This window comes from Rhizobium sp. RSm-3 (assembly GCF_001854685.1).
GTDB lineage: Bacteria > Pseudomonadota > Alphaproteobacteria > Rhizobiales > Rhizobiaceae > Rhizobium > Rhizobium ecuadorense.
In genome coordinates, this window is sequence record NZ_MAWZ01000015.1 from 19,918 (window position 1) to 44,104 (window position 24,187).

Here is a 24,187-nt window from a genome sequence, read left to right on the forward strand (position 1 = left end):
TGCGTTTTCGTATGAGGAAAGTGAAGCGGATGTCTGAGAATGTCGGCCGATGGCTGCGGGATGAAATTGAAAATTCAATTCTTTCCAACGAGTTCTCCCCTGGCGAGCGGCTCGACGAAATGGTGCTTGCGACACGGTTCGGAGTCTCCCGCACACCGGTGCGCGAAGCGCTGATGCAACTCGATGCGATCGGACTCATCGAAATTCGGCCGCGCAGAGGTGCAGTTGTCATCGATCCGGGACCGCACCGCGTCTATGAGATGTTCGAGGTTATGGCCGAGCTGGAGGGCTTGGCCGGCTCGCTCGCCGCACGGCGGCTGGACAACGCCTCCCGGGAAGCGATCGCGGCCGCCCACAGCCGCTGCGAGCAATCAGCCGGCGCCGGCGATAGTGACGCCTATTATTACGACAATGAGGAGTTTCATAAGGCCATCTACGCAGCCGGCCGAAGCGATTTCCTCGAGGAGCAATGCGTGCAATTGCACCGACGGCTGCGACCCTACCGCCGCCTCCAGCTGCGCGTGCGAAACCGTCTGTCGACATCCTTCTCGGAACATAGCGCTATCGTCGATGCGATCTTTGCCGGAGATGGCGACGAAGCCCGCCGTCTGCTGCGGACGCATGTCGGCATTCAGGGCGAGAGATTCAGCGATCTGGTCGCCAGCATGGCGAACAGATGATCGCTGTTGGAAAACTGTCCGGCGGACTGATCAATGTTCAGCGGTCGCGTCCCACAGGCTGCGATTAATTGCATCACACAAACGATCGCTGCGGTTCTTGAGAATGCTATGTCGGGGATGCCCAGGGATTCACGAGTGCCACTCCCATGCCCTCGAAATCCTTGATATTGCGCGTGACCAGCGTCATGCGGCGGGTGAAGGCTGTCGCCGCAATATAGGCGTCGTTGATCGATTTGGGATTGGGCACATGCCACTGGGCGGCCTGAACGGCCGCAGCCTCATCGAGAGGCAGAATACGGCCGGAAAATGCTGCGAGAACGGAATTTTTCAGCCAGTTGCGCAGCACCTTCCCGGCGGCTGCATCATTATGCTCCACCAGCCGAACGCCAATCTCCAGTTCGTGCAGGACGACGGAGGAAATGAACGTCTCGGCCGGATCGACGGTTTCGTTCCAGACCACCACATTGGAGTCGGCCTTGCCGCTCGCGACCTTGCGCAGTTCCGACACGACACTGGTATCGAGCAACAGCATCACGACAGATCGACCGGTCGGGCATGCTCGGTGCGCGTCGGGAGCGGCAAGTCGATATCTTCCGCCCCGGGCGCTGCCAGCATGTCACCGAGGGTCCGCATTTTGCCGGTAAGCCGCTTGTATTCGTCGAACGACAAGAGAACATGCGCGGGCCGCCCCCTGTCGGTGATGATCACAGGCCCGTCCTTGGTGGCGCGCTTGGCGCGGCCAAGATCCTGATTGAGTTCTCGGCCTGAAAGCGTGGTAACGGTCATGGCGAGCCTCCGTTTGTGGTAACGTAACCACATTTAATCCGCACTCGCCGGAATTACAAGATACAGTCGCTGCCTCGCCCTTGATCGTAAGCTCCGACCTACAATCGGCAAGCACCGCAATCAGATGAGCTCTGCGGCGATTGATTATCCGGCCCGCAGTCATGGGCGTTTCGAAATCCGCGGCGTCTCGCCTTCAGAGGCGCCACAGACCGTCCTCGCCACCGAATTTAAGTGCAACAGCTTCGAGCCCACCATTGACATCGGTGGTGTTAAGGCCGAAGCCGCACTCGGCCACGCAATGCGCGGCTGTTTTCTCGAGGATTCGACAGATGAAGACCAAGGCGGCGACAACCAATGCCGGAAACCTGATCATGACAGGTGTCGCGCTGATGCTGCTCGGCGATCTGCTCTTTGCGCTGAACGATGCGATGGGCAAATGGCTGATGACGAGCTTTGCCGTCGGCCAGGTGCTGGTGATCCGCTCGCTTGGCGCTTTCATCGTGCTCGGACCGATGATCGCGAGGCAAGGGCCGATGGCCCTGTTCCGCGTCGAGCAGAAGGGCCTCCAGTTCATGCGGGTCGCCATGGCGACCGGCGATGTCGCCCTGTTCTATGCGGCCGTCGCCTATCTGCCGCTCGCGGACGTGATGACCTTCTATATGGCCGGTCCGATCTACATTGCCGCGCTCTCGCATTTCTTTCTCGGGGAAAAGATCGGCTGGCGCCGGTGGCTGGCCGTCCTGATCGGCTTTACAGGCGTCGTCATCGCGCTACGCCCGTCGACGGCGATGCTGTCGCTTCCATCGCTCTTCGGTCTTGTCGGCAGCTTTGCCTTTGCGCTGTCGCTGGTGATGAGCCGCTACCTGCGCTCGACCAGCGACACGACGCTGGTGACATGGCAGACGATCGCGGCCCTTGCCACCGGCATCGTGCTCAGCATCGGCCATTGGCAGTCGGCAACGCTGGTCGATTGGTCCGGCATGCTGCTGCTCGGCGTCGTCGCCACCTGCGCGCACCTCCTGATCACCCGCTCGCTGAAGCTCGCCCCCGCATCGCTGCTGGCGCCGCTGCAATATACGCTGCTGCTCTGGGCGATCGTGCTCGGCTACATCTTCTTCAGCGATATTCCCGATATGCAGATCGTCGTCGGCGCCGCCATCATCGTCTTTGCCGGGCTCTTCATCTTCCACCGGAAGAACCTGAAAGAGACGGTTCCCGCCGAAGCGGTCCCGCCGGACGGCCATTGAGGGTATAGCGCCGCTTATCTTTCAGCCTCGCATAGGACGCTGCTGTATGGAGGCTTAGTCACGCAGGCTTTCCACGGAACAATTTGGACGCCTGCACGCTACTCCCGAGCATTCAAGCCCGGGAGATCGCAATGGCGTCCATGACCCTCGAAGACCTATCCTCGCAACTGAAGAAGATCGATTTCTGCATGCTGTCGACGAATGCCGGGTCGGGCCGCATCTCGGCCCGGCCGATGAGCAATAATGGCGACGTCGAATATGACGGGGATTCCTGGTTCTTTTCGTACGAGGACAGCAGGAAAATCACGGAGATCGAAGGCATCGACATCGTCTCGCTGACGTTCACGGCACCTCCCAGCCTCCTCGGCAAACCGGGGATTTTCATCGCCGTCGAGGGCTTCGCCTCTCTGGTGCGGGACAAGGCGGCATTCGAAGAACATTGGGTGCCCGATCTGGAGCGGTGGTTTCCTGAAGGTGTGGACACTCCCGGGATCGTTCTCATCAAAGTTTCGGCGTCCTCCATCCGGTACTGGGATGGTGAGGAAAACGGCGAGGTCACCCTGCCCGGCTCGGCGAGTTAAGAGAGCATGATGCCGAAAAGTGTGTGCGGTTTTCGGGCGACATCATGCTCTACTCTTTAATGTAGAACAGGATCCAGATTTTAGCCAAACGGGCCTAAAATCATGCTGTTCTAGCGGCATAGAGGGGTGCCCTACTCTGCGGGCGGCTCCTCCCAGCCGAAGACGCTGCGGCCGCCGAAATCGGCGGATTGGCGAAATTCGCCGGCGATGATTTCCTTGAGGTCAGGACCTGTCACATAGCGTTCCATCTGCCTGGATTGGTCATCGAGGCGCTTAAGCGCCTGCAGTTCCTCCTCGCGTCCGAGCCTGCCCTTCTGCACCGCCGATTTCATCACGCCGATCGTTTCGTCATAGACCTTGAGCGGAACCGGGAAGGGATGGCGGTCCTTGCCGCCATGAGCGATCGAAAAGCGCGCCGGATCGGAAAAACGGCAGGGCGCGCCGTGGACGACTTCGGCCACCATGGCCAGCGCCTCCACCGTGCGGGCGCCGACACCGGGAACAAGCAGCAGCTCTTCGAAATCCGCCGGCCCGCGATCGGCAGCGGCGGCGAGATTTCCGTGCAGGCGCCGCATGTTGACGTCGCTCTCGCGGACGTCGTGATGGGCCGGCATGATCAGGTGCGGCAGCATCGGCTGAGCGGCCGGCTCGGGCGCCGGCTGATCGGCACGCCGCAGCGCGGCCGCCTCGCGGACGATCCGGTCGGGACCGAGCGTCGCCAGCAGATCGAGCTGGCCGCGCCGCGAGCGCTCGGCGCGCCTGTCGGCCAGATTGACGATCGTGCCCTGGCTCCTGCCCTCGATTGCCGCATGCGGCGAGTCAACGAAACTCTCCAGCCCTTCCGATAGCCAGTGATAGCGCCGGGCCTGCCGCCTGTCGCCGTTCATGCCCTGCTGCACGACCACCCAACGGCCGTCATCGGCGACGATGAAGCCGTGCAGGTAAAGATCGAACCCATCCTGAAGGGCAGCGCTGTCGACCTTGGCGATAAGACGGCTCGTCGTCGCCAGGCCTTCGCCATCGAAGCCGACGCGCTCGCCGATCGAGACGAGTTCCTGCGGGGTCTTGCGCGAATGCGCGCCGCGGCCGCCGCAGACATGCAGGCCGAGCTCGCCGGCGCGCGGTTTCAGCCCGCGCTTCAGCGCGCCGAGAACGCTGGTGGTGATGCCGGAGGAATGCCAGTCCATGCCCATCACAGCGCCGAAGGACTGGAACCAGAAAGGGTGGGCGAGCCTGCGCAGGAATTCGTCGCGGCCGTAGTGATGCACGATCGCTTCGGTGATCAGGGCTCCCAGCCGTGTCATCCGGTCGCCGAGCCAATGCGGCACACGTCCCCCATGAAGGGGAAGATCGGCGCTGCCTGCTCGTTGTGACATTCTCGTTTCCTTACGCTTCCATCGCCGGACGAAGTCAGTCCGGCCGCCGCCTCAAGCGCCGCACGGAACCCAAAAATATTCCAGGCGTTTGTTTTCGCAGTTAAAGGCCGAGGCAATCATGACCGCATTCGAGACCGTCTTCAATCACCCGAGCCTGCCCCAGGCAAAATCACAACGGCCGGACGGCCGCGAAAAACAGAATGACAGCGCTTTGCGCCTGGACGGCAAGGCCGAGAAGGTGGCCTTCCTGATCAACGGCAACAGATATTTCGCCGAAGTGTCGCGGGCGCTGCGGCAGGCACGGCGCAGGATCTGGATCGTCGGCTGGGATTTCAATCCCGACATCCCGTTGGAACCGGAAAAATCCGACGAGACTTTGGCAGACCTGTTGCATGCGCTTGCAGCAGCCAATCCCGAGCTCGAAATACGCATCCTCATCTGGGCGCTCGGGCCGGTCTATTCGGAAAAATCCCTGCAGGTGCTTCGCAAGAAGAACTTCCCGAGGAATGCCAGGATCGACCTGCGTTTCGACCTTCAAGGTGCCGTTCGCGGCTGCCATCATGAGAAGCTCGTCTGCATCGACGACGCGGTCGCCTTCATCGGCGGCATCGACCTGACGTCGCGGCGATGGGATACCAAGCGCCATCGCGCCAGGGACAAGCGCCGGCGTGACCCCGAGGGCGTTTCCTACGACCCGCTGCATGACGTGCAGGCGATGCTCACGGGCGACGCTGCCCGGCTGATCGGCGATATCGCCAGGCGGCGCTGGGAAAATGCCACCGGCGAAAAACACCTGCCGCCTGCCGAGCGCGCACCCTTCCCCTGGCCGGGCGATCTTGCCGTTTCGCTGCGGGAAATCCCGGTGAGCTTCGCGCTGACGGAGCCGTCGACGACCTTGCGCGCCGGCATCAGCGGCGGCATCGCCTCGACATTGGATATCATCTCCCGAGCACGACGCCTGCTTTATATCGAGGCGCAATATCTCGCCTCCTTCCGGGTCGCCGATGCCATTGCCGCACGGCTGCAGGAGGAAGACGGTCCCGAGGTCGTCATCATCTGCACGCGCAGTTCTCACGGGCTGATCGAAAAACTTATCATGGGCGGCAATCGCGACCGCGTCATCCGCCTTCTCAAACGAGCCGATCGTGCGAGCCGGCTGCGGGTCTATTTCCCCGTCGTGCCCGGGCCAATCGTGCCCGGGCCGAAAGTGCCCGGGCCGACGGTCGACGAGGTCGAAGTGCTGATCCATTCCAAACTGATGATCGCCGACGACGAGCTGGTGCGCATCGGCTCCTCCAATCTCAACAATCGCTCCGAAGGCCTGGATTCGGAATGCGATATATTGTTTCACGCCGCAACGGACGAACACCGCCGCGCGATCGCGGAGCTGCGCAATCGTCTGCTGGCGGAATATCTCGGAACGAGCACCGCGAGTTTTGCGGCGGCCTACGCGCAAAACGGCTCGGTGATCGAAGCGATCGACGCGCAGAATGACGGCACCCGGTGTCTGAGAGAATTTGCCGTCGAGCTTTCCGGCAGCATCTCACCGGTCAGAGGCACCGGGTTCTTCGACCCGGCCCGCCCTTTCCTACTCTTACACCGACTGGGCCTCGGCGCCCTCATCCGCCTCCTCATCCGCCCCGCGTGATCTTCGGAAGACGATCTCGGTGATGACGAGAAGCGTCGTGCCGAGCGCCAGCGGAATGAAGAAATAGGCGCAGCGGAACGCGATCAATGCGCCGATCGAGGCCTCCGTCGGCACGGCATAGGAGACGGTCGCCTCGAGCACACCGAGTCCGCCTGGAACATGGGTTGCGAGAATTGCCGAATTGGCCAGCACATAGGCCGTCACCGACCTGAAGAAGGCGACGTCGCCGAAGGCCGAGAGCATCTGGTGCAGGCAGGCGGAAACGAGCATGAAGTTGAGCGTCCCGATGCCGATCTGCGCGACGGCAATCGAAAACCGCGGCAACTGAAACGACCAGCGCCAGAGCCGCAACCTGCCGCGGACGAAAAACGCCAGCCCCGCATAGACGACCGGCACGATGAGCGCCAGCAGGCCGAAGATGCGCACATTGGCCGGATCAAGCCGCAGCAGGCGCCCGGCATCACCCGGATTGACGATCAGCGCAAGACCGCCGAGCGTGATCAGTCCGAGCCCGACCGTGACGCCGCAGAACAGGATGATCTTCGCCACGTCCTCAGTCGTCAGCCCCCAGCGCGAATAAAAGCGGTAGCGGAAGGCGCCGCTGCTCAGTCCGGCAAATCCGATATTGTGGCCGAGCGACAGGCTGATGAACGAAGCCAACGCAATTTTTGGATAAGGCAAGGATTTGCCGAGCGAACGGATCGCCAGGAGATCGAAACAGCCAAGGCATAGGTAGGAGGCGGCAGCAAAGAGAAGCGCTGCGGAAAAGCTTGAAAGCGGTATGCTGCGAACCGATTGGACGATCTGGTCGAGGCTGTACTGTTGGAAGATGCGATAGAGAAGAAAGGCCGCAAGACAAAGGGCGGCAACGAACAGTCCCTTCCAGATCATGCTTTTCAAACTCATCGATTGTCCTCAGGAGTGCGAGCGTGATGGGCCGATAATCTGGAACGATCAAACGAGTTTTGTGTTCCCCCGGGGAACCGCATCCATGTCCCCAGGGGACGAGCTTCAACGGGCCCATGCCGGAAAAATCCATCAAACTCCTGACCTACAACGTCCACAGCTGTATCGGCAGCGACCGCAAGCTCGATCCCGGGCGCATCGCTTCGGTCATCGCCGAGGCGCAAGCCGACATCGTCGCTCTCCAGGAGGTCGATGTCCTCAGGCAGAGGACCGGCGGCATCGACCAGGCCCATACGATCGCCTCACTTCTGAAAATGCAGGCGCATTTCCATCCGGCGCTGTCGGTTGCCGAAGAGCAGTATGGCGATGCGATCATCACCGCCTTGCCGACCGGCGCGGTCAAGGCCGGTCCGCTGCCCTCCATCGGCGAGCAACGCGGCGCCCTTTCCGTTGAAATCCAGGTCGGCGGCAGAAAACTACTGGTCGTCAACACCCATCTCGGCCTTCGCGGCCGCGAGCGCATGCGGCAGATGACGACGCTGTTGAACTCGGGCTGGCTGCGCGGAACGGCGGACGAAGCTCTCCCCACCATCCTCTGCGGCGACTTCAACGCCATTCCGTCATCGGCGACGTACCGACTTGCCACGCGGTCGTTGCAGGACGCCCAGCTCGCAGGCAATGTCAGGCCGCGAGCGACATTTCCCTCCCGCTACCCGCTGATGCGTATCGACCACGTCTTCGTCACCGACGATCTCATCGTCAAACAGGCGACGGTTCTGGATAACCGCCTGGCAAGGGTCGCTTCAGACCACCTTCCTCTGCTTGCGGAAATTGCTTTCGCCTGATCGCTGCTGTCGCGCGCGACCGGGCCGATATCCGTTGAAAAACGACATTGACCATTGCTCGTGGCGACATTGAAACGAATGTTTCACATATAATGTGATATGGAATATTCATTCCGCCAATGTCGTGTCTCTGAGAGGCGGATGTGTAGTCGGTTCGAGCGGATCAGGACTTTCACTCGAAATCGACTGCGCTCCTGGGGAAGAGGGAGGGGTTGATGTTGGGCAGGCTGTTGTCACGTGTGCGCATTCAGACGCAGGTGATGGTTTTCATCGTTCCGTTCATCGTGAGCATCATGGCCGTGGGCGCCATGGGCTTTTATGCATCGAGCCTGCTTCAGGGGCGGATGGATATTTCCAACTCCGTCCTGCAGTCCTTGAGCGGCTTTCGCAATCTGTCCGCCGCAATGGCCGACTTCCTTGCCAATGCCACGCAGGAAAACCGGGATGCCGTTACCGCCAGGCTTGCCGATCAGCGCACTCTATTGAAATCCGGTCTCGACCGGCTCGCCGCCGATCGCAGCGGCCAGCAGGAGTTGGAGCAGACGCTGTCTTCCATCGACGGAATTTCCGCTCGCATGGATACTCTGTGGCAGCTTCAGGAGAGCCGGGCAGCATTGCTTGCCGATCTCCAGAAGGCGCAGAGCGTCGTCGTGTCGTCCCAGACGGATATCGTTGAAGGTGCCAAGGTTCTCCAGCGTGCTGCCGACAGCCAGGAAGACGAAGCCCGCAATAGGCTGGGCGACGCACAGCGCATATCGGACTTCGCCTCCTTCGCCCAGTCGCTGACCGACAAGGCTCAAGCCGCCGGCCCGATCGGCAGCCCCGACATGGAGGAACTCGCCCGGCAGCAGCGCATCGTGGGGATGGCGCTGGGCGGCGAGGCGCCGGAGGCCAAAAAGACGATCGACGATGCCATTGCCGCCTTGAAGCCGCTTGTCGAAACCGCCGGCCAGGCCGAGGAGCGTGCAGCCGGCCTCAAGGATGCGATGGGTCAGATCGTCGCCAGGCTGCCCGAATTGCAGGCGGTCGCCGCACGCCGGCTGAAGACGGTAACGGATAAGGCGGCCGACACCGCCAAATCGGTCGAGCGCGCCAAGACCGGTCAGAGAGACGGCCAGAAACTGACCACCTCTGCCTACGTGATCCAGATCGTCATGGCGAAACTGACGCTTGCGCCCACGGATGCCAATCTTCAGCGGCTGTTGCAAGAAATCATGGCCGTCAGGAAGGGCTTGGATACGTTGGTTTCCAATGCCGGCGGGGTTGCGCAATTCGACAATCTCAAACCGAAGCTGCTGCCGGCGCTGGACAAAATGCAGAAAGCCGCCACCGACCTCGTCCGCATCAGCGCCCAGCGCCAGGACGAATTCCGCGCCGCCGCCGCCGATGTCGACGGCATGTGGTCGCAGTTGACGGCTTTTGCCGAAATGCAGCGGCAGAACGCCGCCGCAGAACGCACCGATGCCAATTCCATGTCTCTGGGAACGACGATCCTCGGCGTGGTGATCGCAATCCTCGCCGGGGTCGGGCTGACGGTGACGCTCAAAAGCCCGATCAACCAGATCACCTCGGCCATGCGGCGGCTCGCCGACGGCAAGCTCGAAACGTCGATCACCGGCGAAAGCCGGGCCGATGAAATCGGCGACATGGCCCGCGCGCTCGGCATCTTCAAGAACAATGCCATCGCCAAGGTCGAGATCGAGGAGCGCAGCGAGATCGAACGGACGCGGGCCGAGGAGGAAAGGCATCGCAACGACGAGGAAAAACGCACGGTCGAACAGCAGATCGACTTTGCGGTGACAGCACTGGCCGATGGCCTCGGGCGCCTGGCGCGCGGCGACATTTCGCAGACGATCACAACGCCCTTCTTCGGCCGGCTGGAGCAACTCCGCAACGATTTCAATGCGTCGCTGCTTCGCCTGCAGGAAACGATCGACCAGATCCGCACCAACACCCGGATGATCGAAGGCAATGCCGGCCAGATGGATCTGTCGGCGAGCAACCTTGCAAAGCGCACCGAACAGCAGGCCGTCGCGCTTGAGGAAATCGCCGCAGCCATTGAAGAGATCACCACGACGGTTCGTTCGTCCGCGGCCTGCGCCGACGATGCCCGTCAGATCATCACCGACACCAAAGAGACGGCCGATTCCTCATCCGAGGTCGTGGCCAGTGCGATCGACGCGATGGGCAAGATCGAAGCGGCTTCCGACGAGATCGTACAGATCATCGGCGTCATCGATGAGATCGCATTCCAGACGAACCTGCTCGCGCTCAATGCCGGCATCGAAGCAGCCCGCGCCGGCGAGGCTGGAAAAGGCTTTGCGGTGGTCGCCCAGGAAGTCCGCGATCTCGCCCAGCGCTCCGCCGAGGCCGGCCAGCGGATCAAACAGCTGATTGGGCGCTCGCGGGCGGAGATCACCAACGGGGCCCGGGTCGTGCGCGAAACAAACGAAGTCCTCGAAAGCATTTCCGCGAAAGTGGTCACCGCATCGGAGCAGATGGACGTCATTGCCCGCTCGAGCAGGGAACAGTACAACGCCCTGCACGAGGTCAATTCCTCCGTCAACCGGATGGATCAGATGACGCAACAGAACGCGGCCATGGTCGAGGAAACGAGCGCAGCGACGAAGGAACTTGCCGACGAGACGAAGACGCTGCTGCAGCTGATCGACCAATTCCAATTGGATGAAACAGAGGCGCGTCGCGCGAACGCTGCATAGTGAGGCCCCGTTCTGCTTGGTAGCCGCTTGGCCCCTGATGGGCGGGCGCGTCAGTGACGACTGTAGAGCGGCGGCATCACCTCTTCATCCGAGAGCTCCGGATAGAGCCGCCGGCGGGTGCGATCGAGCGCTTCCGCCTCCCTGCGCTTCCGTTCCAGGAGTACGGCCGTGACGTCTTTATAGGGAGCGCCGTCCTTCAAGGCGACGCGGACGATTCCGCCCTGCGAGAGGAAGTCGCAGAACGATCGTACCGAGCGAAGACGTGTCGTAATCTCGATATAGCGGTCGTCATGTCCAGGCATGCTCGCCTCCTTAAGACGTAAAATGTCACGAACACTTCGGCAAGAAGATGACGCCGGTTTCATGACGATCCCAGACCCGATCGGCCATATGCGGAAGCCGGTTCCAAATGGGCAGACAGGTGCAGATTTCGCTTGGGGCTTTGAACGTCATCCTCTGGCGAATTTCCGGTTCATAGCGGCGGCGACCAAGGGCAGCGCCGTGGTCGCGACGGTCCCGAGGGGCAGTCGCCTGATACCCCGCGTGACGACGAATGCCGCAGCCATCGCGCCGGCGAGCTTCAGCCACGGCTGATTGCCGAGCTGGGCATGGGCGCTGGCATCTGCCCATCGGACGTTTTCAGTCACGACGGCCGCAGTCTGATCTCTGATTACATGAAGGCGGGCCTGGAGGTTTTCGAGCTCCTCCCTCAGCTCCCGCAACCGACTTTCCAGAACATGCTCCTCTGATGCCAGGAACGGTTCCTCGATATAAGCTTCGGCCGAAGTCAAAGCATCCCGGCCAAGCGTGGCAAGGTAGGCCTCGTATTCGGCCTCGCTCGCGAACCCCTCACGCCGGATAAGGTTCGGATTGATGGTCGTCTCCTCTCCGTTCGCCATCCGCGCATCGACATCGTCGTGTCTCTCTTCCGCGCCGACACCGGCGGGCTCGCCTTTAAACATGATGCGTCTCCCGTTGTTTCCTCGGCAGAACGCTCGATGGCTCTATTTGATCCATCACGGCCGCGATGCGCTGAAACGCTCCGGCCGAAACTCCGCCAGCAGCGGATGACGGCGTCCGGTGGCGATCTCGTCCGCCAGCAGTTCGCCGGCGATCAGGCCGAGGGTGGCGCCACTATGGCTGAAGGCAACGAAATAACCCCAGATCGACGGCAGTTCGCCGAAGACCGGCTCGCCGTCGCCCGGAATGGGCTTCGGGCCGACCCCGTAATCGTCGATCTCGAGCGTCGGATTGCCTTCGAGAACTTTCGACGCCTCGCGCAGCAGCCCATCCAGCGTCGATTGTCTGACGTCATAGCTGCCGTCCGGCTTCACGCCGACCTCTTCCTCGGACCAGGCGGAATCGAGCGCAAAACCGCCATTGGGCGTCGGTCGGATGGCGATGCGGGGGGTGTTGAGCACGGCCTTCAGCGAATGGCGGATCGGCTTGGTCCTGACGAGAAGGGCGACCGGCGTTGCGTCGTCGATATGCTGGCCGGCTTCGGCGACGATTGCCGGAACGTCGCCGCCGGCGGCAAGCAGCACGGACTCCGCGTCCCAGCGCCTGCCGTCCGCTGCGCTCACGCCGCAGACGCGGGCGCCGTCGACGTCAATCGTTGCGCGCCCGGCGTCCGTCACGACCTGGCCGCCGAGCGAACGGAACTCCTCCGCCAGAAGGCCGATCAGCGAGGGAAGATCGACCCAGCCTTCCCCGGGATTGAAGATCGCACCCTGCGGTGTCACCGCGCCGGTGTCGACGCCGGGCGTCGCGTCGGCAATATTTTCCTGGGCCAGCCATTGCGCGTGATAGCCGAGATCGCGCTCGAAGTCGAAGACCTCGGCGATCTCATTGCCGGCGTCATCGGCATCCCAGGTCAGGCCGCCATCGAAGCGGAGCCAGGGCGCATCCGGATACCGGGCAGCAAGGGTGCGATAACGGTCGATGCCGGCGAGGCGCAGCCGGTGATAGGCATCGGAGCGTTTCCGGGCCGAATTGAGCCAGGCGAGCGAACGGCCGGAAGCGCCATTGGCAAGCGGCCCGTCGCTGACGAGTACGGTGGCGATCCCGAGGCGAGCGAGATGGACAGCCGTCGAGACGCCGAATATGCCGCCACCGATGACGACGACATTCGAAGGTTTTGGGGAAGCATTCATGTCGATAACCTTGTTTCCTGCTATGTCGAACGAATTCCAACGCATCCGTCGTGAGAGCCGGCGGCATGCCTCGCCTCAGGGGTTAGAGGACTTCCGCAAGGAAGCGCTTCAGCCGCTCGCTTTTGGGATGGTCGAAGATCTGCTGCGGGCAGCCGGCCTCGACGATACGGCCCTCGTCCATGAAGACCACCTGATCGGCCACCCTGCGCGCAAATCCCATTTCATGCGTAACGACGGCCATGGTCATGCCCTGGCGGCCGAGAGCCGCCATCAGGTCGAGAACACCCTTGACCAGTTCGGGATCGAGCGCACTCGTCACTTCGTCGAACAAGATAAGCTCCGGATCCATGGCGAGAGCACGCGCGATGGCGACGCGTTGCTGCTGCCCGCCCGATAGGCCGGCCGGGCGATGATCCCTGCGCTCGGCAAGACCGACCTCGGCCAGACGCGCCTCGGCGATGCGCAGCGCCTCCTGTCTCGGCATCTTCTTGATCTTCGTCAGGGAAAGCATGACGTTCTCAAGGGCTGTGTGATCGGGAAACAGGTTGAAGTGCTGGAACACCATCCCCACCCGCCGGCGCAGCCGTTCCGGTTTCATGGCCAGAATGCTGTCGCCGTCGAGCAGGATGTCACCGGCTTTCGGTTCCACCAGCCTGTTCATGCAGCGCAGCAGCGTCGATTTGCCCGAGCCGGAGGGGCCGATGATGCAGGTGACGGTCCCGGCGGCGATGTCGAGATCGACACCCTTCAGCACCTCGAGATCGCCATAGGCCATGCTGAGATCCCGGATGTTCAGGGCGCCGCCCTTGAAGCGCGGTTCCGTCTCCCCGACAGACATGGTCGCGGACGGCGGGCCGGCAGCGGCCTGCAACTCGCTCACCTCGGCCAAACCGCTCGCAACACCCGAGCCGCGGCCTTGTTTTCCGAGCCGCAGTCTCGCATCGATGTAATTGACCAAATGCGTGAGCGGCACGGTGATGACGAGATAGAAAAGACCCGCCAGCAACAAGGGCGACAGATTGCCGGTGACGACAGCCTGATCCTGGCCGACGCGGAAGATCTCCCGCTCGGAGGCGAGCAATCCGAGGAAATAGACGAGGCTGGAATCCTTGACGTTTCCGATGAACTGGTTGACCAGCGCCGGCAGAACGCGCCGGATGCCTTGCGGGATGACGATCAGGCGCATGCCCTGCCCGTAGCTCATGCTAAGCGCGCGGCAGGCTTCCATCTGGCCGCGCTCGACGCTTTGGATGCCCGACCGGAAAATCTCGCCGATATAGGCCCCGGCGATCAGGCTCAGCGCCAGGATGCCGAGCGGGAATGGCGACGGACCGAAGATCTCCCGCCCGATCCGGGCAAAACCCTGCCCGATGATCAGAATCGTGACGATTGCCGGCAGCCCGCGAAAGATATCGGTGTAGATGCGCGCCGGCAGCCGCAGCCAGCGGGATTGCGAGATGCCCATGACGGCGAGAGCCATGCCGATGACGACGCCGAGCACGGTCGAGGCGGCAGCCAGGATCAGGGTATTCTTCAGGCCGACGCTGATCATGCTCGGCAGCACTTCCGCCATGGCCTCCCAATCCAGGAAGCTGCGGTGCAGATTTTCAAGCCAGTTCATCGAGATCCCCATCGAAGCCCGTGCAGGGCATGACGCCGTCCGCCGAAGCGGACGGCTGGCGGGCTTACTTCTTGGGAAGATACTGGTCCGGCATCGGCGAGCCCGGGAACCATTTTTCGTAGAGGCTCTTCCAGGTGCCGTCCTGCATCGCGTCGTGAAGGGCACCGTTCAGCGCCGTGCGGAAGGCGTCATTTCCCTTGCGGATCACGAAGCCCGCCGGCGCATCGAAGGATGGGATGTTGACCGCAACCTTCAGCGCGGGATAGCGCTCGCCATATTGTTTGGCGGCCTCGTAATCGAGAAAATGCGCATCGACCGTTCCGTTGTTGAGGGCGGCGACGGCGGAATTGTTGTCGGGGAATTTCACCAGATCGGTTTCGCCGAAATTCTTGGCCGCATAGACTTCCTGCAAGGTTCCCTGCACGACACCGAGGCGCTTGCCCTTAAGCCCGTCGGCGTCCTTGATGCCGGCATCGGCAGTCAGGACCGAGAGGTAACCGGCAAGATAGCCGTCGGAAAAATCGACGGTCTTCTTGCGGGCTTCGGTGGTTCCGATCGCTGCAACGGCAACATCGAACCGTTCGTTTGCCACCGACGGCAGCAGTGCCGAAAATTCCTGGCCCGTGAACGTCACCTTGTCTTTCGGAAAGCCGAGTCGGGAGACGACGTTGAGAAACAGTTCGATATCGAAACCGGTGAACTGGCCGTCCGCCGTCGCAAACGTATAGGGCTTGGAATCACCCATCGTGCCGACGCTGATCACCCCGGCCTCGATGAGGTTATAGGGATTGTCGGCCGCAGCCGCAGAGCCCGCCCCCACAGCAAGAAGGCATGTCAGAATGCCGGCCCGCAATGGGGCAAGCGTGGCCGCAAATGATTGAAAAGGCTTCATCGTCGTTCTCCGCTCTGAAAGGAATGCTCTTATCGGCATATTGGTTCGCCCGGCCGCGCATCAGCAGCGGGGACTGTGGAGTAGAAACCGGTCTCTCATATAAAGAGACCGGTCTCACGACATATTTGATATCTATCAATTGACCGGTCGTCAACAACTCTTGTAGTCCTCGATTCATGGAAGATTCCGCTCACCCGAAACGGTCAGTCACGGTCGCCGACGTCGCCAAGACCGCAAAGGTCTCGAAGGCGACGGCCGCCCGCGTGCTCGGCGGCTATGGTGTCGTCAGCGACAAGATCAAGGATCAGGTGATGGCGGCGGCGGCGGCACTCGAATACCGCCCGAACGAGCTCGCCCGGAGCATGAGCACCGGACGCTCAGGCATCATCGGCGTCGTTGTCGGCGATATCGAGAACGCTTTTTTCAGCCTGGCGGTGCGCGGCATCAGCGATGCGGCGCGCCTCGCGGGCTTCAACGTCATCATCGCCAATTCTGGCGAACAGCTCGAAGCGGAAAAATCGGCCGTCGATCTGCTGATCGGCAAGCGCGTCGATGGGCTGATCGTCACGCCGGCCCGCTGCGACCGCCTCGATCACCTGCAGCATGTCCGCCGCGCCGGCGTGCCGCTGGTTCTGTTCGACCGGGCCATCCCGGAACTCGATGTCGACGCAGTGACCGGCGACGACCGGGAGGCGGCACTCAGCGCGACCCGGCATCTGATCGGCCAGGGACATCGCCGCCTCGCCTATGTCTCGGCCATGGAAGCCGAGGAAGGCGGGCTCACCGATATCGCGCGAATCTCGAATTCCGCCGTGCGTGAGCGCGTGGAAGGCTTCGTCAGCGCCCTGACCGAGGCGGGTTTGCCGAACCCTCTTCATTACATCCGGCTCGGCGCCACGGACCAGCATCAGACGGATGCCGTGATCAAACGCCTGCTCTCGGAAATATCGCCGCCGACGGCGCTGTTGGCATCCGACAGCCTCGTCGGCTTGCGCATTTTCAAGTCGCTGCAATCGCTCGGCCTGTCGATCCCTGAGGATGTCTCGATGATTTCATTTCTGGACGCCGACTGGACCAGCGTCACCGTTCCACCGATCACCATCATCGACCAGCGCGTCTACGAACTGGGCAAACTCGCCGGCGAACGGCTCGTCGCCCGCATCGAGGGCAACCCACTTGCCGTGGAACGTCTGCGCGTCGCCACCAGCCTCGTCCTGCGCGGCTCCGTTGCGACGATCGGCCGGTGAGATCCGGCCTAGAGCGGACGTGCTTTAGTCATAGAGCTCGCCGTGACCGATCTGCTCCTGCCTGGCAGATGCGTCGCTGACGGGATCGTCGGCCGGATCGGGATCTTTCTTGTTGGCATCGCTTAGAAACTGGGCGGCCTTAAGCAGCGCCGCGGTTATCTCTTCGGTTGCCCATCCGGCTTCATTGGCGGCTGCAATCAGCTTTTCCAATGCGTCGCGCGCGGCATCGGTCGCCTCTTTGAAGCGTTGCGCAGGCGCTTCGGTTTTCGGCGGTGGAAAGATCATCGGCATTCCCTCCATTGGGTTCGGCTATTGGAGATGAAACGCAGCCCGCGGGAAATGGATGCAAGATCGCCGATTTCGGCGATGACTTTCAGCTTCAGATGACCGTCTGCAACAGAAACGGAGAGCGCTCCAGCGGACGCTGGGCGAGGATCCTCAGCATCGCCGGGCCTTGTATACCGGTCGTCGTCGTAGAGCGGCCGTCGTGATAGACCACCGTCATGACGCGGCTGAGGCTATCGTACCTGATCTGCGCGATCGTGCGTGTGTGAACCGGAAAGATGAATTCGTGGGGCTGAGATTTTCGCCTGGAGCGCTTCGAGCTCATCGTGATGCTCCAGCAAATTGATGGCAGCATTGACCCGGCCGTCCCCAGCTCAGGATACGCGTGATAGTCGACAACACATCCCTCATCGAGTGTCTCCAATGCGCTCAAAATTCGACCAAGCGACCAAGCGGTCCGTTCCGGCAATCGAACCGGCGGCCTCCAGGTCGGAGACTTGGCCTCACACTACAGACGCCGATCAAGCACATATTGTTTCCATGGTCGCGTGACATCGGCGTGACACGCAGATCACAGCTCGAAAACCAGTCCGGAACGGGCTTGGCGGAATGTCTGTTCTCGCGGGGAGCACCGGCAGCCCATCAATGCAATGTTCTGTGTATCCCATGGGCGCTGGCGGCCTGCGGCCAGCATTCGACGGTGCGCATGAGCGAGCGAATGGCTTCGTCCACGACGAAAACCGCATCCCCGAGCCGTTCGATCTCGTAATGGAGTTCGTACACCTCGACTTCATCGAGACCTTCACCGTCCAGCAGCCGCCTGCTGGCCTCGATCAGGCGCTCCGTGCGCCCGACAATATCAAGAGCGCTTCGTATGATGATGTCGAGCATGCAGTTGCCCTCGCTTGAATGACCAAGTCTCGGGCATAATCGGAATACTGACAATCCCGAAATCTTGTCAGATGCGCTCGCGGATCGTGTCGTAGAAATCTCTCATCTCGCGCAGCGCCGATTGATGGCGGCGGCGCGGCAGAGAGGCGCGGTGTCCGGCGAAGGCGAAGCCAGCCGCGACAGCCGCGACGACAAGGAGCGTCGAGGCCGGATAGCGCTTCACCGCCGCTTCCGTCTGACGCATCGCTTTCCCGGCACCGCCCTTTACCGATCGGACGCCACCGAGGATCTGCTGCTGGAGCGAGTCGATTTGCTGTCGCAGCGCGCTCAACTCCTCACGCAAATCCTGATCAGCCTGCCGGGGAACGCCGACAGAGGCCGTGTTGATATCGATGATGGCTTTCGGCACAGGCTCACCGATCTTGGCTCCCTTGGTGTCGAGGGTGGCCGTCTCATTGCTCTTGCGTCGCGGCATGATCAATTCTCCTTCCCAAACCTCAAATCACCCTGTTTTAGTCGTCATCGAGCGAGAAGACCGGCCGATAGTGGCGCTCTGCAATCAGCAAGCTGCGATCAGGCCGGATGATGTAAATTTCCTCGACCTGGCGTCCCCATTGATCTGTAAAGCTGTGCGGGAAAGAAGACCCTATGGGCGATTTCGTCAACTTCGTGCGAGGCTGACCATTGTAGGTGATGCTGCCGGGGATCGGGGCCAGTCCCGCCGACGCGTAATTGCTTTCGCCGGTCGTGCAGCCCGTCAGAATAACGGCAAAGGCCACCCCAAATCCCATACTCCTTTTCATCGAACCTCCAGCCGTTCCGTCCGTTGCGCGTCACTTGACCCATCACTCGCCAATGTAACAGGAGACGACAGAGATTGTTCCAGAATCGGATGGAGACGTCGGAACAAGTTGTCCTTAACGTCATGACGGTCGCCTTCAGCGCGGCATGGCGCGTGCAAGGCCGTGCCCCTTCAGGCGACGACGTCAGGGATCGGCAAGCCCAGGATCTCGGCATGTTTACAGAGCTTCTCCCATGCCGCCTCACCGACCGGCACGCCCTCTTCCAACGCCGAGCGGCGTCTTCGGGCTGCGCTGTCACCCGGCATGCGGACCGGGCCATTGTTCCAGGGCGCGGAGGGGTTGCTGCGGCATGCGGAGGCGAGAAAATCGGACTGAGCGGTAAAGGCATCCAGCCCGACGAAAAAGGCGGGGTCGATGACCTGCAGAAAGGCGCTTTGCGAAAAGACGCCAGGCGGCGCGTTCGCCCGTCCCTTGCCGGAAAGCCCCTGCCCCAGCAACTCGACGATCAGCCCGAGCCCAAAGCCCTTATGACCCTTCAACTGGCCGCCAAGCGGCATCATCGTCCCACCGCGTTCGGTCACCTCGCGCGGCTCATCGGTCGGCTCGCCTGCGGCGGTGAAAGCCCAGGCTTCGGGGAATTTCCTGCCGGCCTTCGCCAGGTTTTGCGTCATCGTCGTAGTGGTGATCGAAGCCGAGACGTCGATCAGGATCGGATCCCCGGATGTCGGGAAGCCGGCCGCCATCGGGTTCGGCGTCAGCAGCGGCTTGGTGCCGCCATAGGGCGCGACACGGCTTGCCGCCGGATGCGATACCGACAGCTGCACGATCAGGCCCTGCTCGGTAACCTGCCGCATGAAGGCTGACAGAGCGCAGGTATGATGGCAGTTTCGGATTGCCGCGGTGACGACGCCGCGATCGCGCACACGTTCGCAGGCCTGCTCGATCGCCTTTGTCAAGAGCCACGCACCCGGCAAGGATTTGCCGTCCCAGACAAAGGCTGCGCCGCGGTCATTGACCACCTCGTAGCTGCCGGACTTCGCCAGCGAACCGTCCTCCAATGCTTCGACATACCAGTTCACAAGGCTGACGCCATGCGTTTCGTGGCCGATCATGTCGCCTTCCACCAGGACGGCGGCTGTGGTTTCGGCCTTGTCGGCTTCCATCCCGGCGCGGATCAATATCTGCTCGGCGAATTGGGTGAGGGCAATGCGGTCAATCAGCGGCATAGGCATCCATCCGTCATGTCATGGAAGGCGCGGGCCATTCAGAAAAAGGCGGCCCGCGCTTCAATCCGCAAACCAGCTTACTTGAAGCGGATCTGCGACAGCTGCAGTTCGGAATTCGTCGCGATCGTCGGCTTGAAGTCGAGACGCGGCGAAACGCGGGTGAAGCCGACCATATGAAACATCGGTATATCGGCGATGATCTCGGTGTTCACCTTGGCGAAAAGCTCCTTCCAAAGTTTTGTGCGCTCGTCGCCGGTGGCTGAAGTCGCCTTGGCGATGAGGGCGTCGACCGTGGGATCCCGAACCATGGAGTGAGAGCCGTCGGTCGCGTATTTGACGAATGCGGTGAAGACGGGATCACCGGTGGCATTGTCATGCTGCGACTGGGTCAATGTCGGGCCGGAATCGGCGACGAAAGGTGCAACGAAATAGCCGTTCCACACGGAAACGTCGTACATGTCGAGCTTGACGTTCAAACCGACGTCCTGAAGCATGGCCATCATCGCTTCCATCGCTTCGGTGGCGTTGGGATATTGCCCGTTGCGGCCGATGATGCGGATCTCTTGATCGACCGGGACGCCGTCAGCTTTCGCCGCCTTGACCAGTTCCTTTGCCTTTTCAGGATCATAGGGCCAGGCGGGGATATCGGCATTGTAGCCGATCGTTGTGGGCACAACGAGCTGCGTGGCGATCTTCGCCTGTTCGGGAAATAGTGTTCCGAGCATTGCCTGACGATCGATGGCAAGATTCATCGCTTCGCGTATGCGCCGGTCGTTGAGGGGTGCTGCGCGGGTATCGATGCGCAGCGATGTCGTCTCCGAATTCGGATAGGCGAAATCGGTTTCCTTGTTGGTGGCATCCTGCACCGATACGGCCGGAACGATATCGGCTTCGCCGGCATCGACCATGGCGGCTGCGACCGCGCTGTCCGAGCGGAACAGGTAGGTGGCCTGCTCGACCTGGGGCTTCTCCCCCCAATAATCCGGATTGCGCTTCAGCACGATCGACTGGCCGATCTCCCATTTGTCGAACGTATAGGGGCCGGTGCCGATCGGCTTGCGGGTGAATTCGTCTGCAGGCGTCGCCTCGGCCGATTCCACGGCCATCACCGTCATCAGCAACGGCAGAATCGGCTGGGCCGGTATTGTCGTAATGCGGATCGTGTTGGCATCCGGCGTCTCGAAGCTGAATTCCGTGCCGCCGAAATATTTGCCGCCGGTTTCACAGCTGAGCTTCTTGTTCTTGTTGCGCTCGATCGTGAACTGGACGTCTTTGGCGGTGAACGGCTTGCCGTCGTGCCATTTGACGTTCGGGCGCAGCTTGAATTCCCAAGTGTCGTCGTCGATCTTCGACCACTCCGTCGCCAGGCGGGGTTTGAGGCCGCCATTGACGTAGTCGAATTCGACCAGCATCTCGTTGACGTTTTCGGACATGACCCGGCCGACGTCCTGGCGCGCCGCCATGCAGGGCTCGACGACATCGACGGTCTCGGCAAGCACGACAGTGACGTTGCTCTTGGCATCGTCAGCGTGTGCCGAGCCAGTGCTCAGCCCGATCATCGCGGTTGAAATACAGGCAGCAACCAAATGCAGTTTCATTTCGTTCTCCTCCCATGCGCCGGCGGCGCTCCTTACAGCGAATCTTCGTCCTATTTCCGGTGATCCGGCCCTCGCCTCCTCCTGAGAAAGCCAATCTAATGCGCAAATGCACTAATATACTAGTTGAATGGAGCGATCAAGCGCGGTGGCCGAAACACGGGCACTCTCTATGTCTGGAACGCTTGGTTTCTAGCCGGCCGAAGCAATCAGTCCGCGCGGCATGTCGACCTCTTCATCGGTAAGATCGGTCAGCGGCGCAGGCATTGATCTGCCTCGAATCCGGCGAATGATCTCGCGAAGTTTCGTCGCGGCGATCAATTTGTTGCTCCCCGGTTTCAGTTGCGCAGGTCTTGGGGCAACAGGTCGGCGGGGAAATTCTGGTAGGCGACGGGGCGCAGAAACCTGCGGATCGACATGGTCCCGACGCTGGTCGCACCGAAATTGGTCGAGGCCGGATAGGGACCGCCATGCACCATGGAATCGACAACCTCGACGCCGGTCGGGAAGCCATTGACCAGCAATCGGCCCGCCTTCCTTTCGAGGATCGGCAGCAGGTCGCGGGCAAGGCCAAGATCGGCGTCGTCCATATGGATCGTCGCCGTCAACTGCCCCTGGAAGCTTTCGGCAAGGGTGAGCATCTCTTCCGGCGAGCCGACGCGCACCACCAGACCGAGAGAACCGAACACCTCTTCGCTGAGCGAATGATCGGCAAGCCAGGCCGAACCATTGGTCTCGAACAGGTTCGGGGCTGCGTCCCGACCGGCGCTCTTTACAGAAAGTACCGGCGCGACGGCATTGCTCGCCCGCATGCGCTCGACACCGTCGTGATAAGCGGTTGCGATGCCTTGGGTCAGCATCGTCTGTGGCGCCACCTTTTCGAGAGCCGACTTGGCGGCACCGGCAAACCTGTCCGCCTCCGGCCCATCGACCACGACGGCGATACCGGGTTTGGTGCAGAACTGGCCGGCTCCGAGCGTCAGGGAGCCCGCCCAGCCTGAACCGATCGCCTCAGCCCGGGCGGCGGTCGCGGCCGGCAGCAGGAACATCGGATTGACGCTGCCGAGCTCCCCGAAAAAGGGGATCGGTTCGGGGCGCTGGGCGCAAAGGTCGAAGAGCGCACGACCGCCGGCAAGCGATCCGGTAAAGCCGACCGCTTTGATGGCGGGATGCGTCACCAGAGCCGTGCCGACATCGCGGCGCCCGCCCTGGATCAGGCTGAAGACGCCGGCCGGCATTCCGGTACGCTCGATCGCAGCGGCGACCGCCTCGGCAATGATCTCGCCGGTGCCGGGATGAGCTGAATGTCCCTTCACCACGACCGGGCAGCCGGCGGCAAGCGCGGCTGCCGTATCGCCGCCAGCCGTCGAGAATGCCAGCGGAAAATTCGAGGCGCCGAAGACGGCGACCGGGCCGATCGGCCGCTGCACCAGGCGGATTTCGGGCCGCGGCGCCGGCTGCCGATCGGGTTGCGCCGCGTCGACACGCGCGTCGAGATGCGCGCCCTTGCGGATATGCTCGGCAAACAGCTTGAGCTGGCCCGTGGTGCGGGCACGCTCGCCATTGAGCCGGCCTTCCGGGAGCCCCGTTTCCTGAGTTCCGATGAGGGTGACGGCCTCGCCGCGTCTGTCGATCTCCTCGGCGATCGTCTCGAGGAAAATGGCGCGCTCCTCGCATGTCTTTGCTGAAAACGCCGCAAAAGCGGCTTTGGCAGCGCGGCACGCGCGGTCGACCAGTTCCGTCGTCCCGACCGCGAAGTCATGGGCCGGGCCGTGCGCCGGCTCGGAGCGAAATGTCGTCGTTCCGGCAATCCACTCGCCGGCAATGAGATGCCTGCCTGAAGGGGTCCAGCTCATTCTTATCCTCCTCGGTGGAGCCTCGCTCCGTCCTGATGCGGTGATCCGTTGTTCAAGATGCGCGGCTTAGAACGGGATGTCGTCCGAAAACCGCTCACACTTGTCGGCATCATGCTTTAGCGGTCGTTCACCTTTCGCCATTCGGCAAAGAGCGTCAGATTACTTTCGTCGGTGGCCGGATAGAGGCCGATGATCGTATGTCCCTGCTTGACGCGCTCCGTGACGAAATCCTCGTAAGCAGTCATCTCCACCGCTTCGTCGGCGATCTCGTCGGCGATCTCGGCCGGGATGACGATCACGCTGTCGTCGTCGCCAACCATGATATCACCAGGGAAGACCGCCACGTCGCCGCAGCCGATCGGCACGTTGATGTCGATCGCCTCGTGCAGCGTGAGGTTGGTCGGGCTGGAGGGACGATGGTGATAGGCGGGAATATCAAGGCCGCCGATGGTCATGGCGTCGCGGAAGCCGCCGTCGGTGACGACACCGGCGCCGCCGCGCATCATCAGACGGGTAATCAATATGTCGCCGGCCGAGGCCGCCCGCGGATCCTTGCGGCTGTCCATCACCAGAACATGACCTTCGGGGCAGGTCTCGATCGCAAGCCGTTGCGGATGTTTTGGGTTCCGAAACACGTTCATCGCATTGCGGTCCTCGCGCGCCGGCATGTAACGCAGCGTGAAGGCCGGCCCCACCATATTGCGGCCCTTCGGCTGCACCGGCCGGACATCCTGAACCGTCTGGTTTCTCAGGCCGCGCTTGAACAGCGCCGAGCAGAGCGTCGCGACCGAGACACCCATCAGCTTTTCACGGGTTGCGGGGTTCATAT

25 protein-coding genes are annotated in these 24,187 nt (G+C 61.9%); 7 read left to right on the forward strand and 18 right to left on the reverse strand.

Annotated features, from left to right (window positions below; translation table 11 throughout):
* Window positions 1-29: 29 nt before the first annotated feature.
* The gene (locus BBJ66_RS16265) at window positions 30-680 is read left to right on the forward strand and encodes a GntR family transcriptional regulator (protein WP_071088333.1); all 651 of its coding nucleotides are present in this window, start codon (window positions 30-32) and stop codon (window positions 678-680) included.
* 106 nt (window positions 681-786) lie between these two features.
* Here the strand turns inward: BBJ66_RS16265 and BBJ66_RS16270 are convergent, their stop codons facing one another.
* A complete protein-coding gene (locus BBJ66_RS16270; RefSeq protein WP_071088335.1) occupies window positions 787-1,212 on the reverse strand; it encodes a type II toxin-antitoxin system VapC family toxin in 426 nt (141 codons plus the stop codon).
* Window positions 1,212-1,466 (reverse strand): type II toxin-antitoxin system Phd/YefM family antitoxin, encoded by a 255-nt coding sequence (locus BBJ66_RS16275; RefSeq protein WP_071088336.1) that lies wholly within the window; start codon window positions 1,464-1,466, stop codon window positions 1,212-1,214. The genes BBJ66_RS16270 and BBJ66_RS16275 overlap by 1 nt, the downstream gene beginning before the upstream one ends.
* A gap of 329 nt (window positions 1,467-1,795) precedes the next feature.
* Here BBJ66_RS16275 and BBJ66_RS16280 point away from each other — a divergent pair, with 329 nt between their 5' ends.
* On the forward strand, window positions 1,796-2,713 hold the full coding sequence (locus tag BBJ66_RS16280) for a DMT family transporter (RefSeq protein ID WP_071088338.1): 918 nt from the start codon (window positions 1,796-1,798) through the stop codon (window positions 2,711-2,713).
* Between the two features lie 131 nt (window positions 2,714-2,844).
* A complete protein-coding gene (locus BBJ66_RS16285) occupies window positions 2,845-3,294 on the forward strand; it encodes a pyridoxamine 5'-phosphate oxidase family protein (protein ID WP_049731056.1) in 450 nt (149 codons plus the stop codon).
* A gap of 131 nt (window positions 3,295-3,425) precedes the next feature.
* On the opposite strand, the gene BBJ66_RS16290 is transcribed toward BBJ66_RS16285, so the two are convergent.
* Complete coding sequence (locus BBJ66_RS16290; RefSeq protein WP_071088340.1) at window positions 3,426-4,670, reverse strand: DUF763 domain-containing protein; 1,245 nt, start codon at window positions 4,668-4,670, stop codon at window positions 3,426-3,428.
* Between the two features lie 118 nt (window positions 4,671-4,788).
* Here BBJ66_RS16290 and BBJ66_RS16295 point away from each other — a divergent pair, with 118 nt between their 5' ends.
* Window positions 4,789-6,318 carry a phospholipase D-like domain-containing protein gene (locus tag BBJ66_RS16295; RefSeq protein ID WP_071088434.1) on the forward strand — a complete coding sequence of 510 codons (1,530 nt, stop codon included), beginning with the start codon at window positions 4,789-4,791 and terminating at the stop codon, window positions 6,316-6,318.
* Here the strand turns inward: BBJ66_RS16295 and BBJ66_RS16300 are convergent.
* Window positions 6,265-7,224: a lysylphosphatidylglycerol synthase domain-containing protein gene (locus BBJ66_RS16300; RefSeq protein WP_071088341.1), complete on the reverse strand. Its 960-nt coding sequence runs from the start codon at window positions 7,222-7,224 to the stop codon at window positions 6,265-6,267. The two genes, BBJ66_RS16295 and BBJ66_RS16300, sit on opposite strands and share 54 nt — an antisense overlap.
* Window positions 7,225-7,340: 116 nt before the next feature.
* Between BBJ66_RS16300 and BBJ66_RS16305 the strand changes: the two genes are divergently transcribed.
* Both BBJ66_RS16305 and BBJ66_RS16310 read left to right on the forward strand, forming a co-directional pair.
* On the forward strand, window positions 7,341-8,069 hold the full coding sequence (locus tag BBJ66_RS16305; RefSeq protein WP_071088343.1) for an endonuclease/exonuclease/phosphatase family protein: 729 nt from the start codon (window positions 7,341-7,343) through the stop codon (window positions 8,067-8,069).
* Between the two features lie 215 nt (window positions 8,070-8,284).
* Entirely contained in the window at window positions 8,285-10,789 is a 2,505-nt protein-coding gene (locus BBJ66_RS16310; protein ID WP_083335572.1) for a methyl-accepting chemotaxis protein, read from the forward strand.
* A 50-nt stretch (window positions 10,790-10,839) separates the two neighbouring features.
* Here BBJ66_RS16310 and BBJ66_RS16315 read toward each other — a convergent pair whose 3' ends face one another.
* From BBJ66_RS16315 to BBJ66_RS16335, 5 genes are all read right to left on the reverse strand, one after another.
* Entirely contained in the window at window positions 10,840-11,091 is a 252-nt protein-coding gene (locus tag BBJ66_RS16315; RefSeq protein ID WP_049731050.1) for a hypothetical protein, read from the reverse strand.
* 147 nt (window positions 11,092-11,238) lie between these two features.
* Window positions 11,239-11,751, reverse strand: coding sequence for a hypothetical protein (locus BBJ66_RS16320; RefSeq protein WP_071088348.1), 513 nt, complete (start codon window positions 11,749-11,751; stop codon window positions 11,239-11,241).
* 54 nt (window positions 11,752-11,805) lie between these two features.
* Window positions 11,806-12,942, reverse strand: a complete 1,137-nt coding sequence (locus BBJ66_RS16325; RefSeq protein WP_071088350.1) for an NAD(P)/FAD-dependent oxidoreductase — start codon at window positions 12,940-12,942, stop codon at window positions 11,806-11,808.
* Window positions 12,943-13,024: 82 nt separating this feature from the next.
* Window positions 13,025-14,563: an amino acid ABC transporter permease/ATP-binding protein gene (locus tag BBJ66_RS35635; protein ID WP_071088436.1), complete on the reverse strand. Its 1,539-nt coding sequence runs from the start codon at window positions 14,561-14,563 to the stop codon at window positions 13,025-13,027.
* Window positions 14,564-14,627: 64 nt separating this feature from the next.
* The gene (locus BBJ66_RS16335; protein WP_049731047.1) at window positions 14,628-15,455 is read right to left on the reverse strand and encodes an ABC transporter substrate-binding protein; all 828 of its coding nucleotides are present in this window, start codon (window positions 15,453-15,455) and stop codon (window positions 14,628-14,630) included.
* Between the two features lie 176 nt (window positions 15,456-15,631).
* Between BBJ66_RS16335 and BBJ66_RS16340 the strand changes: the two genes are divergently transcribed.
* Window positions 15,632-16,702, forward strand: a complete 1,071-nt coding sequence (locus tag BBJ66_RS16340; RefSeq protein WP_071088352.1) for a LacI family DNA-binding transcriptional regulator — start codon at window positions 15,632-15,634, stop codon at window positions 16,700-16,702.
* Between the two features lie 24 nt (window positions 16,703-16,726).
* Here the strand turns inward: BBJ66_RS16340 and BBJ66_RS16345 are convergent, their stop codons facing one another.
* The 9 genes from BBJ66_RS16345 to BBJ66_RS16385 form a co-directional block, all read right to left on the reverse strand.
* On the reverse strand, window positions 16,727-16,987 hold the full coding sequence (locus tag BBJ66_RS16345; protein ID WP_071088437.1) for a hypothetical protein: 261 nt from the start codon (window positions 16,985-16,987) through the stop codon (window positions 16,727-16,729).
* Between the two features lie 94 nt (window positions 16,988-17,081).
* Window positions 17,082-17,312: a hypothetical protein gene (locus BBJ66_RS16350; protein ID WP_071088354.1), complete on the reverse strand. Its 231-nt coding sequence runs from the start codon at window positions 17,310-17,312 to the stop codon at window positions 17,082-17,084.
* Window positions 17,313-17,629: 317 nt separating this feature from the next.
* Complete coding sequence (locus tag BBJ66_RS16355; protein ID WP_049731044.1) at window positions 17,630-17,878, reverse strand: hypothetical protein; 249 nt, start codon at window positions 17,876-17,878, stop codon at window positions 17,630-17,632.
* A gap of 67 nt (window positions 17,879-17,945) precedes the next feature.
* Complete coding sequence (locus BBJ66_RS16360) at window positions 17,946-18,353, reverse strand: hypothetical protein (protein ID WP_049731043.1); 408 nt, start codon at window positions 18,351-18,353, stop codon at window positions 17,946-17,948.
* Window positions 18,354-18,390: 37 nt separating this feature from the next.
* Window positions 18,391-18,681, reverse strand: a complete 291-nt coding sequence (locus tag BBJ66_RS16365; protein WP_049731042.1) for a hypothetical protein — start codon at window positions 18,679-18,681, stop codon at window positions 18,391-18,393.
* 170 nt (window positions 18,682-18,851) lie between these two features.
* A complete protein-coding gene (locus BBJ66_RS16370) occupies window positions 18,852-19,913 on the reverse strand; it encodes an Ldh family oxidoreductase (protein ID WP_190238087.1) in 1,062 nt (353 codons plus the stop codon).
* Window positions 19,914-19,984: 71 nt separating this feature from the next.
* Window positions 19,985-21,505 carry an ABC transporter substrate-binding protein gene (locus BBJ66_RS16375; RefSeq protein WP_071088358.1) on the reverse strand — a complete coding sequence of 507 codons (1,521 nt, stop codon included), beginning with the start codon at window positions 21,503-21,505 and terminating at the stop codon, window positions 19,985-19,987.
* A gap of 335 nt (window positions 21,506-21,840) precedes the next feature.
* Window positions 21,841-23,358, reverse strand: coding sequence for an aldehyde dehydrogenase (NADP(+)) (locus tag BBJ66_RS16380; RefSeq protein WP_071088360.1), 1,518 nt, complete (start codon window positions 23,356-23,358; stop codon window positions 21,841-21,843).
* Window positions 23,359-23,474: 116 nt separating this feature from the next.
* Window positions 23,475-24,185 (reverse strand): ribonuclease activity regulator RraA, encoded by a 711-nt coding sequence (locus tag BBJ66_RS16385; RefSeq protein ID WP_049731038.1) that lies wholly within the window; start codon window positions 24,183-24,185, stop codon window positions 23,475-23,477.
* Window positions 24,186-24,187 lie beyond the last annotated feature (2 nt).

Bases quoted from the DNA above. Each gene is read 5' to 3' on its own strand.
- BBJ66_RS16310 (WP_083335572.1), top strand. From the start codon at position 8,285: ATGTTGGGCAGGCTGTTGTCACGTGTGCGCATTCAGACGCAGGTGATG.
- BBJ66_RS35635 (WP_071088436.1), bottom strand. From the start codon at position 14,563: ATGAACTGGCTTGAAAATCTGCACCGCAGCTTCCTGGATTGGGAGGCC.
- BBJ66_RS16280 (WP_071088338.1), top strand. From the start codon at position 1,796: ATGAAGACCAAGGCGGCGACAACCAATGCCGGAAACCTGATCATGACA.
- BBJ66_RS16315 (WP_049731050.1), bottom strand. From the start codon at position 11,091: ATGCCTGGACATGACGACCGCTATATCGAGATTACGACACGTCTTCGC.
- BBJ66_RS16285 (WP_049731056.1), top strand. From the start codon at position 2,845: ATGGCGTCCATGACCCTCGAAGACCTATCCTCGCAACTGAAGAAGATC.
- BBJ66_RS16325 (WP_071088350.1), bottom strand. From the start codon at position 12,942: ATGAATGCTTCCCCAAAACCTTCGAATGTCGTCGTCATCGGTGGCGGC.
- BBJ66_RS16275 (WP_071088336.1), bottom strand. From the start codon at position 1,466: ATGACCGTTACCACGCTTTCAGGCCGAGAACTCAATCAGGATCTTGGC.
- BBJ66_RS16370 (WP_190238087.1), bottom strand. From the start codon at position 19,913: ATGCCTATGCCGCTGATTGACCGCATTGCCCTCACCCAATTCGCCGAG.
- BBJ66_RS16270 (WP_071088335.1), bottom strand. From the start codon at position 1,212: ATGCTGTTGCTCGATACCAGTGTCGTGTCGGAACTGCGCAAGGTCGCG.
- BBJ66_RS16345 (WP_071088437.1), bottom strand. From the start codon at position 16,987: ATGATCTTTCCACCGCCGAAAACCGAAGCGCCTGCGCAACGCTTCAAA.
- BBJ66_RS16375 (WP_071088358.1), bottom strand. From the start codon at position 21,505: ATGAAACTGCATTTGGTTGCTGCCTGTATTTCAACCGCGATGATCGGG.
- BBJ66_RS16305 (WP_071088343.1), top strand. From the start codon at position 7,341: ATGCCGGAAAAATCCATCAAACTCCTGACCTACAACGTCCACAGCTGT.
- BBJ66_RS16320 (WP_071088348.1), bottom strand. From the start codon at position 11,751: ATGTTTAAAGGCGAGCCCGCCGGTGTCGGCGCGGAAGAGAGACACGAC.
- BBJ66_RS16290 (WP_071088340.1), bottom strand. From the start codon at position 4,670: ATGTCACAACGAGCAGGCAGCGCCGATCTTCCCCTTCATGGGGGACGT.
- BBJ66_RS16350 (WP_071088354.1), bottom strand. From the start codon at position 17,312: ATGAGCTCGAAGCGCTCCAGGCGAAAATCTCAGCCCCACGAATTCATC.
- BBJ66_RS16380 (WP_071088360.1), bottom strand. From the start codon at position 23,358: ATGAGCTGGACCCCTTCAGGCAGGCATCTCATTGCCGGCGAGTGGATT.
- BBJ66_RS16355 (WP_049731044.1), bottom strand. From the start codon at position 17,878: ATGCTCGACATCATCATACGAAGCGCTCTTGATATTGTCGGGCGCACG.
- BBJ66_RS16335 (WP_049731047.1), bottom strand. From the start codon at position 15,455: ATGAAGCCTTTTCAATCATTTGCGGCCACGCTTGCCCCATTGCGGGCC.
- BBJ66_RS16360 (WP_049731043.1), bottom strand. From the start codon at position 18,353: ATGCCGCGACGCAAGAGCAATGAGACGGCCACCCTCGACACCAAGGGA.
- BBJ66_RS16365 (WP_049731042.1), bottom strand. From the start codon at position 18,681: ATGAAAAGGAGTATGGGATTTGGGGTGGCCTTTGCCGTTATTCTGACG.
- BBJ66_RS16295 (WP_071088434.1), top strand. From the start codon at position 4,789: ATGACCGCATTCGAGACCGTCTTCAATCACCCGAGCCTGCCCCAGGCA.
- BBJ66_RS16265 (WP_071088333.1), top strand. From the start codon at position 30: ATGTCTGAGAATGTCGGCCGATGGCTGCGGGATGAAATTGAAAATTCA.
- BBJ66_RS16300 (WP_071088341.1), bottom strand. From the start codon at position 7,224: ATGAGTTTGAAAAGCATGATCTGGAAGGGACTGTTCGTTGCCGCCCTT.
- BBJ66_RS16385 (WP_049731038.1), bottom strand. From the start codon at position 24,185: ATGAACCCCGCAACCCGTGAAAAGCTGATGGGTGTCTCGGTCGCGACG.
- BBJ66_RS16340 (WP_071088352.1), top strand. From the start codon at position 15,632: ATGGAAGATTCCGCTCACCCGAAACGGTCAGTCACGGTCGCCGACGTC.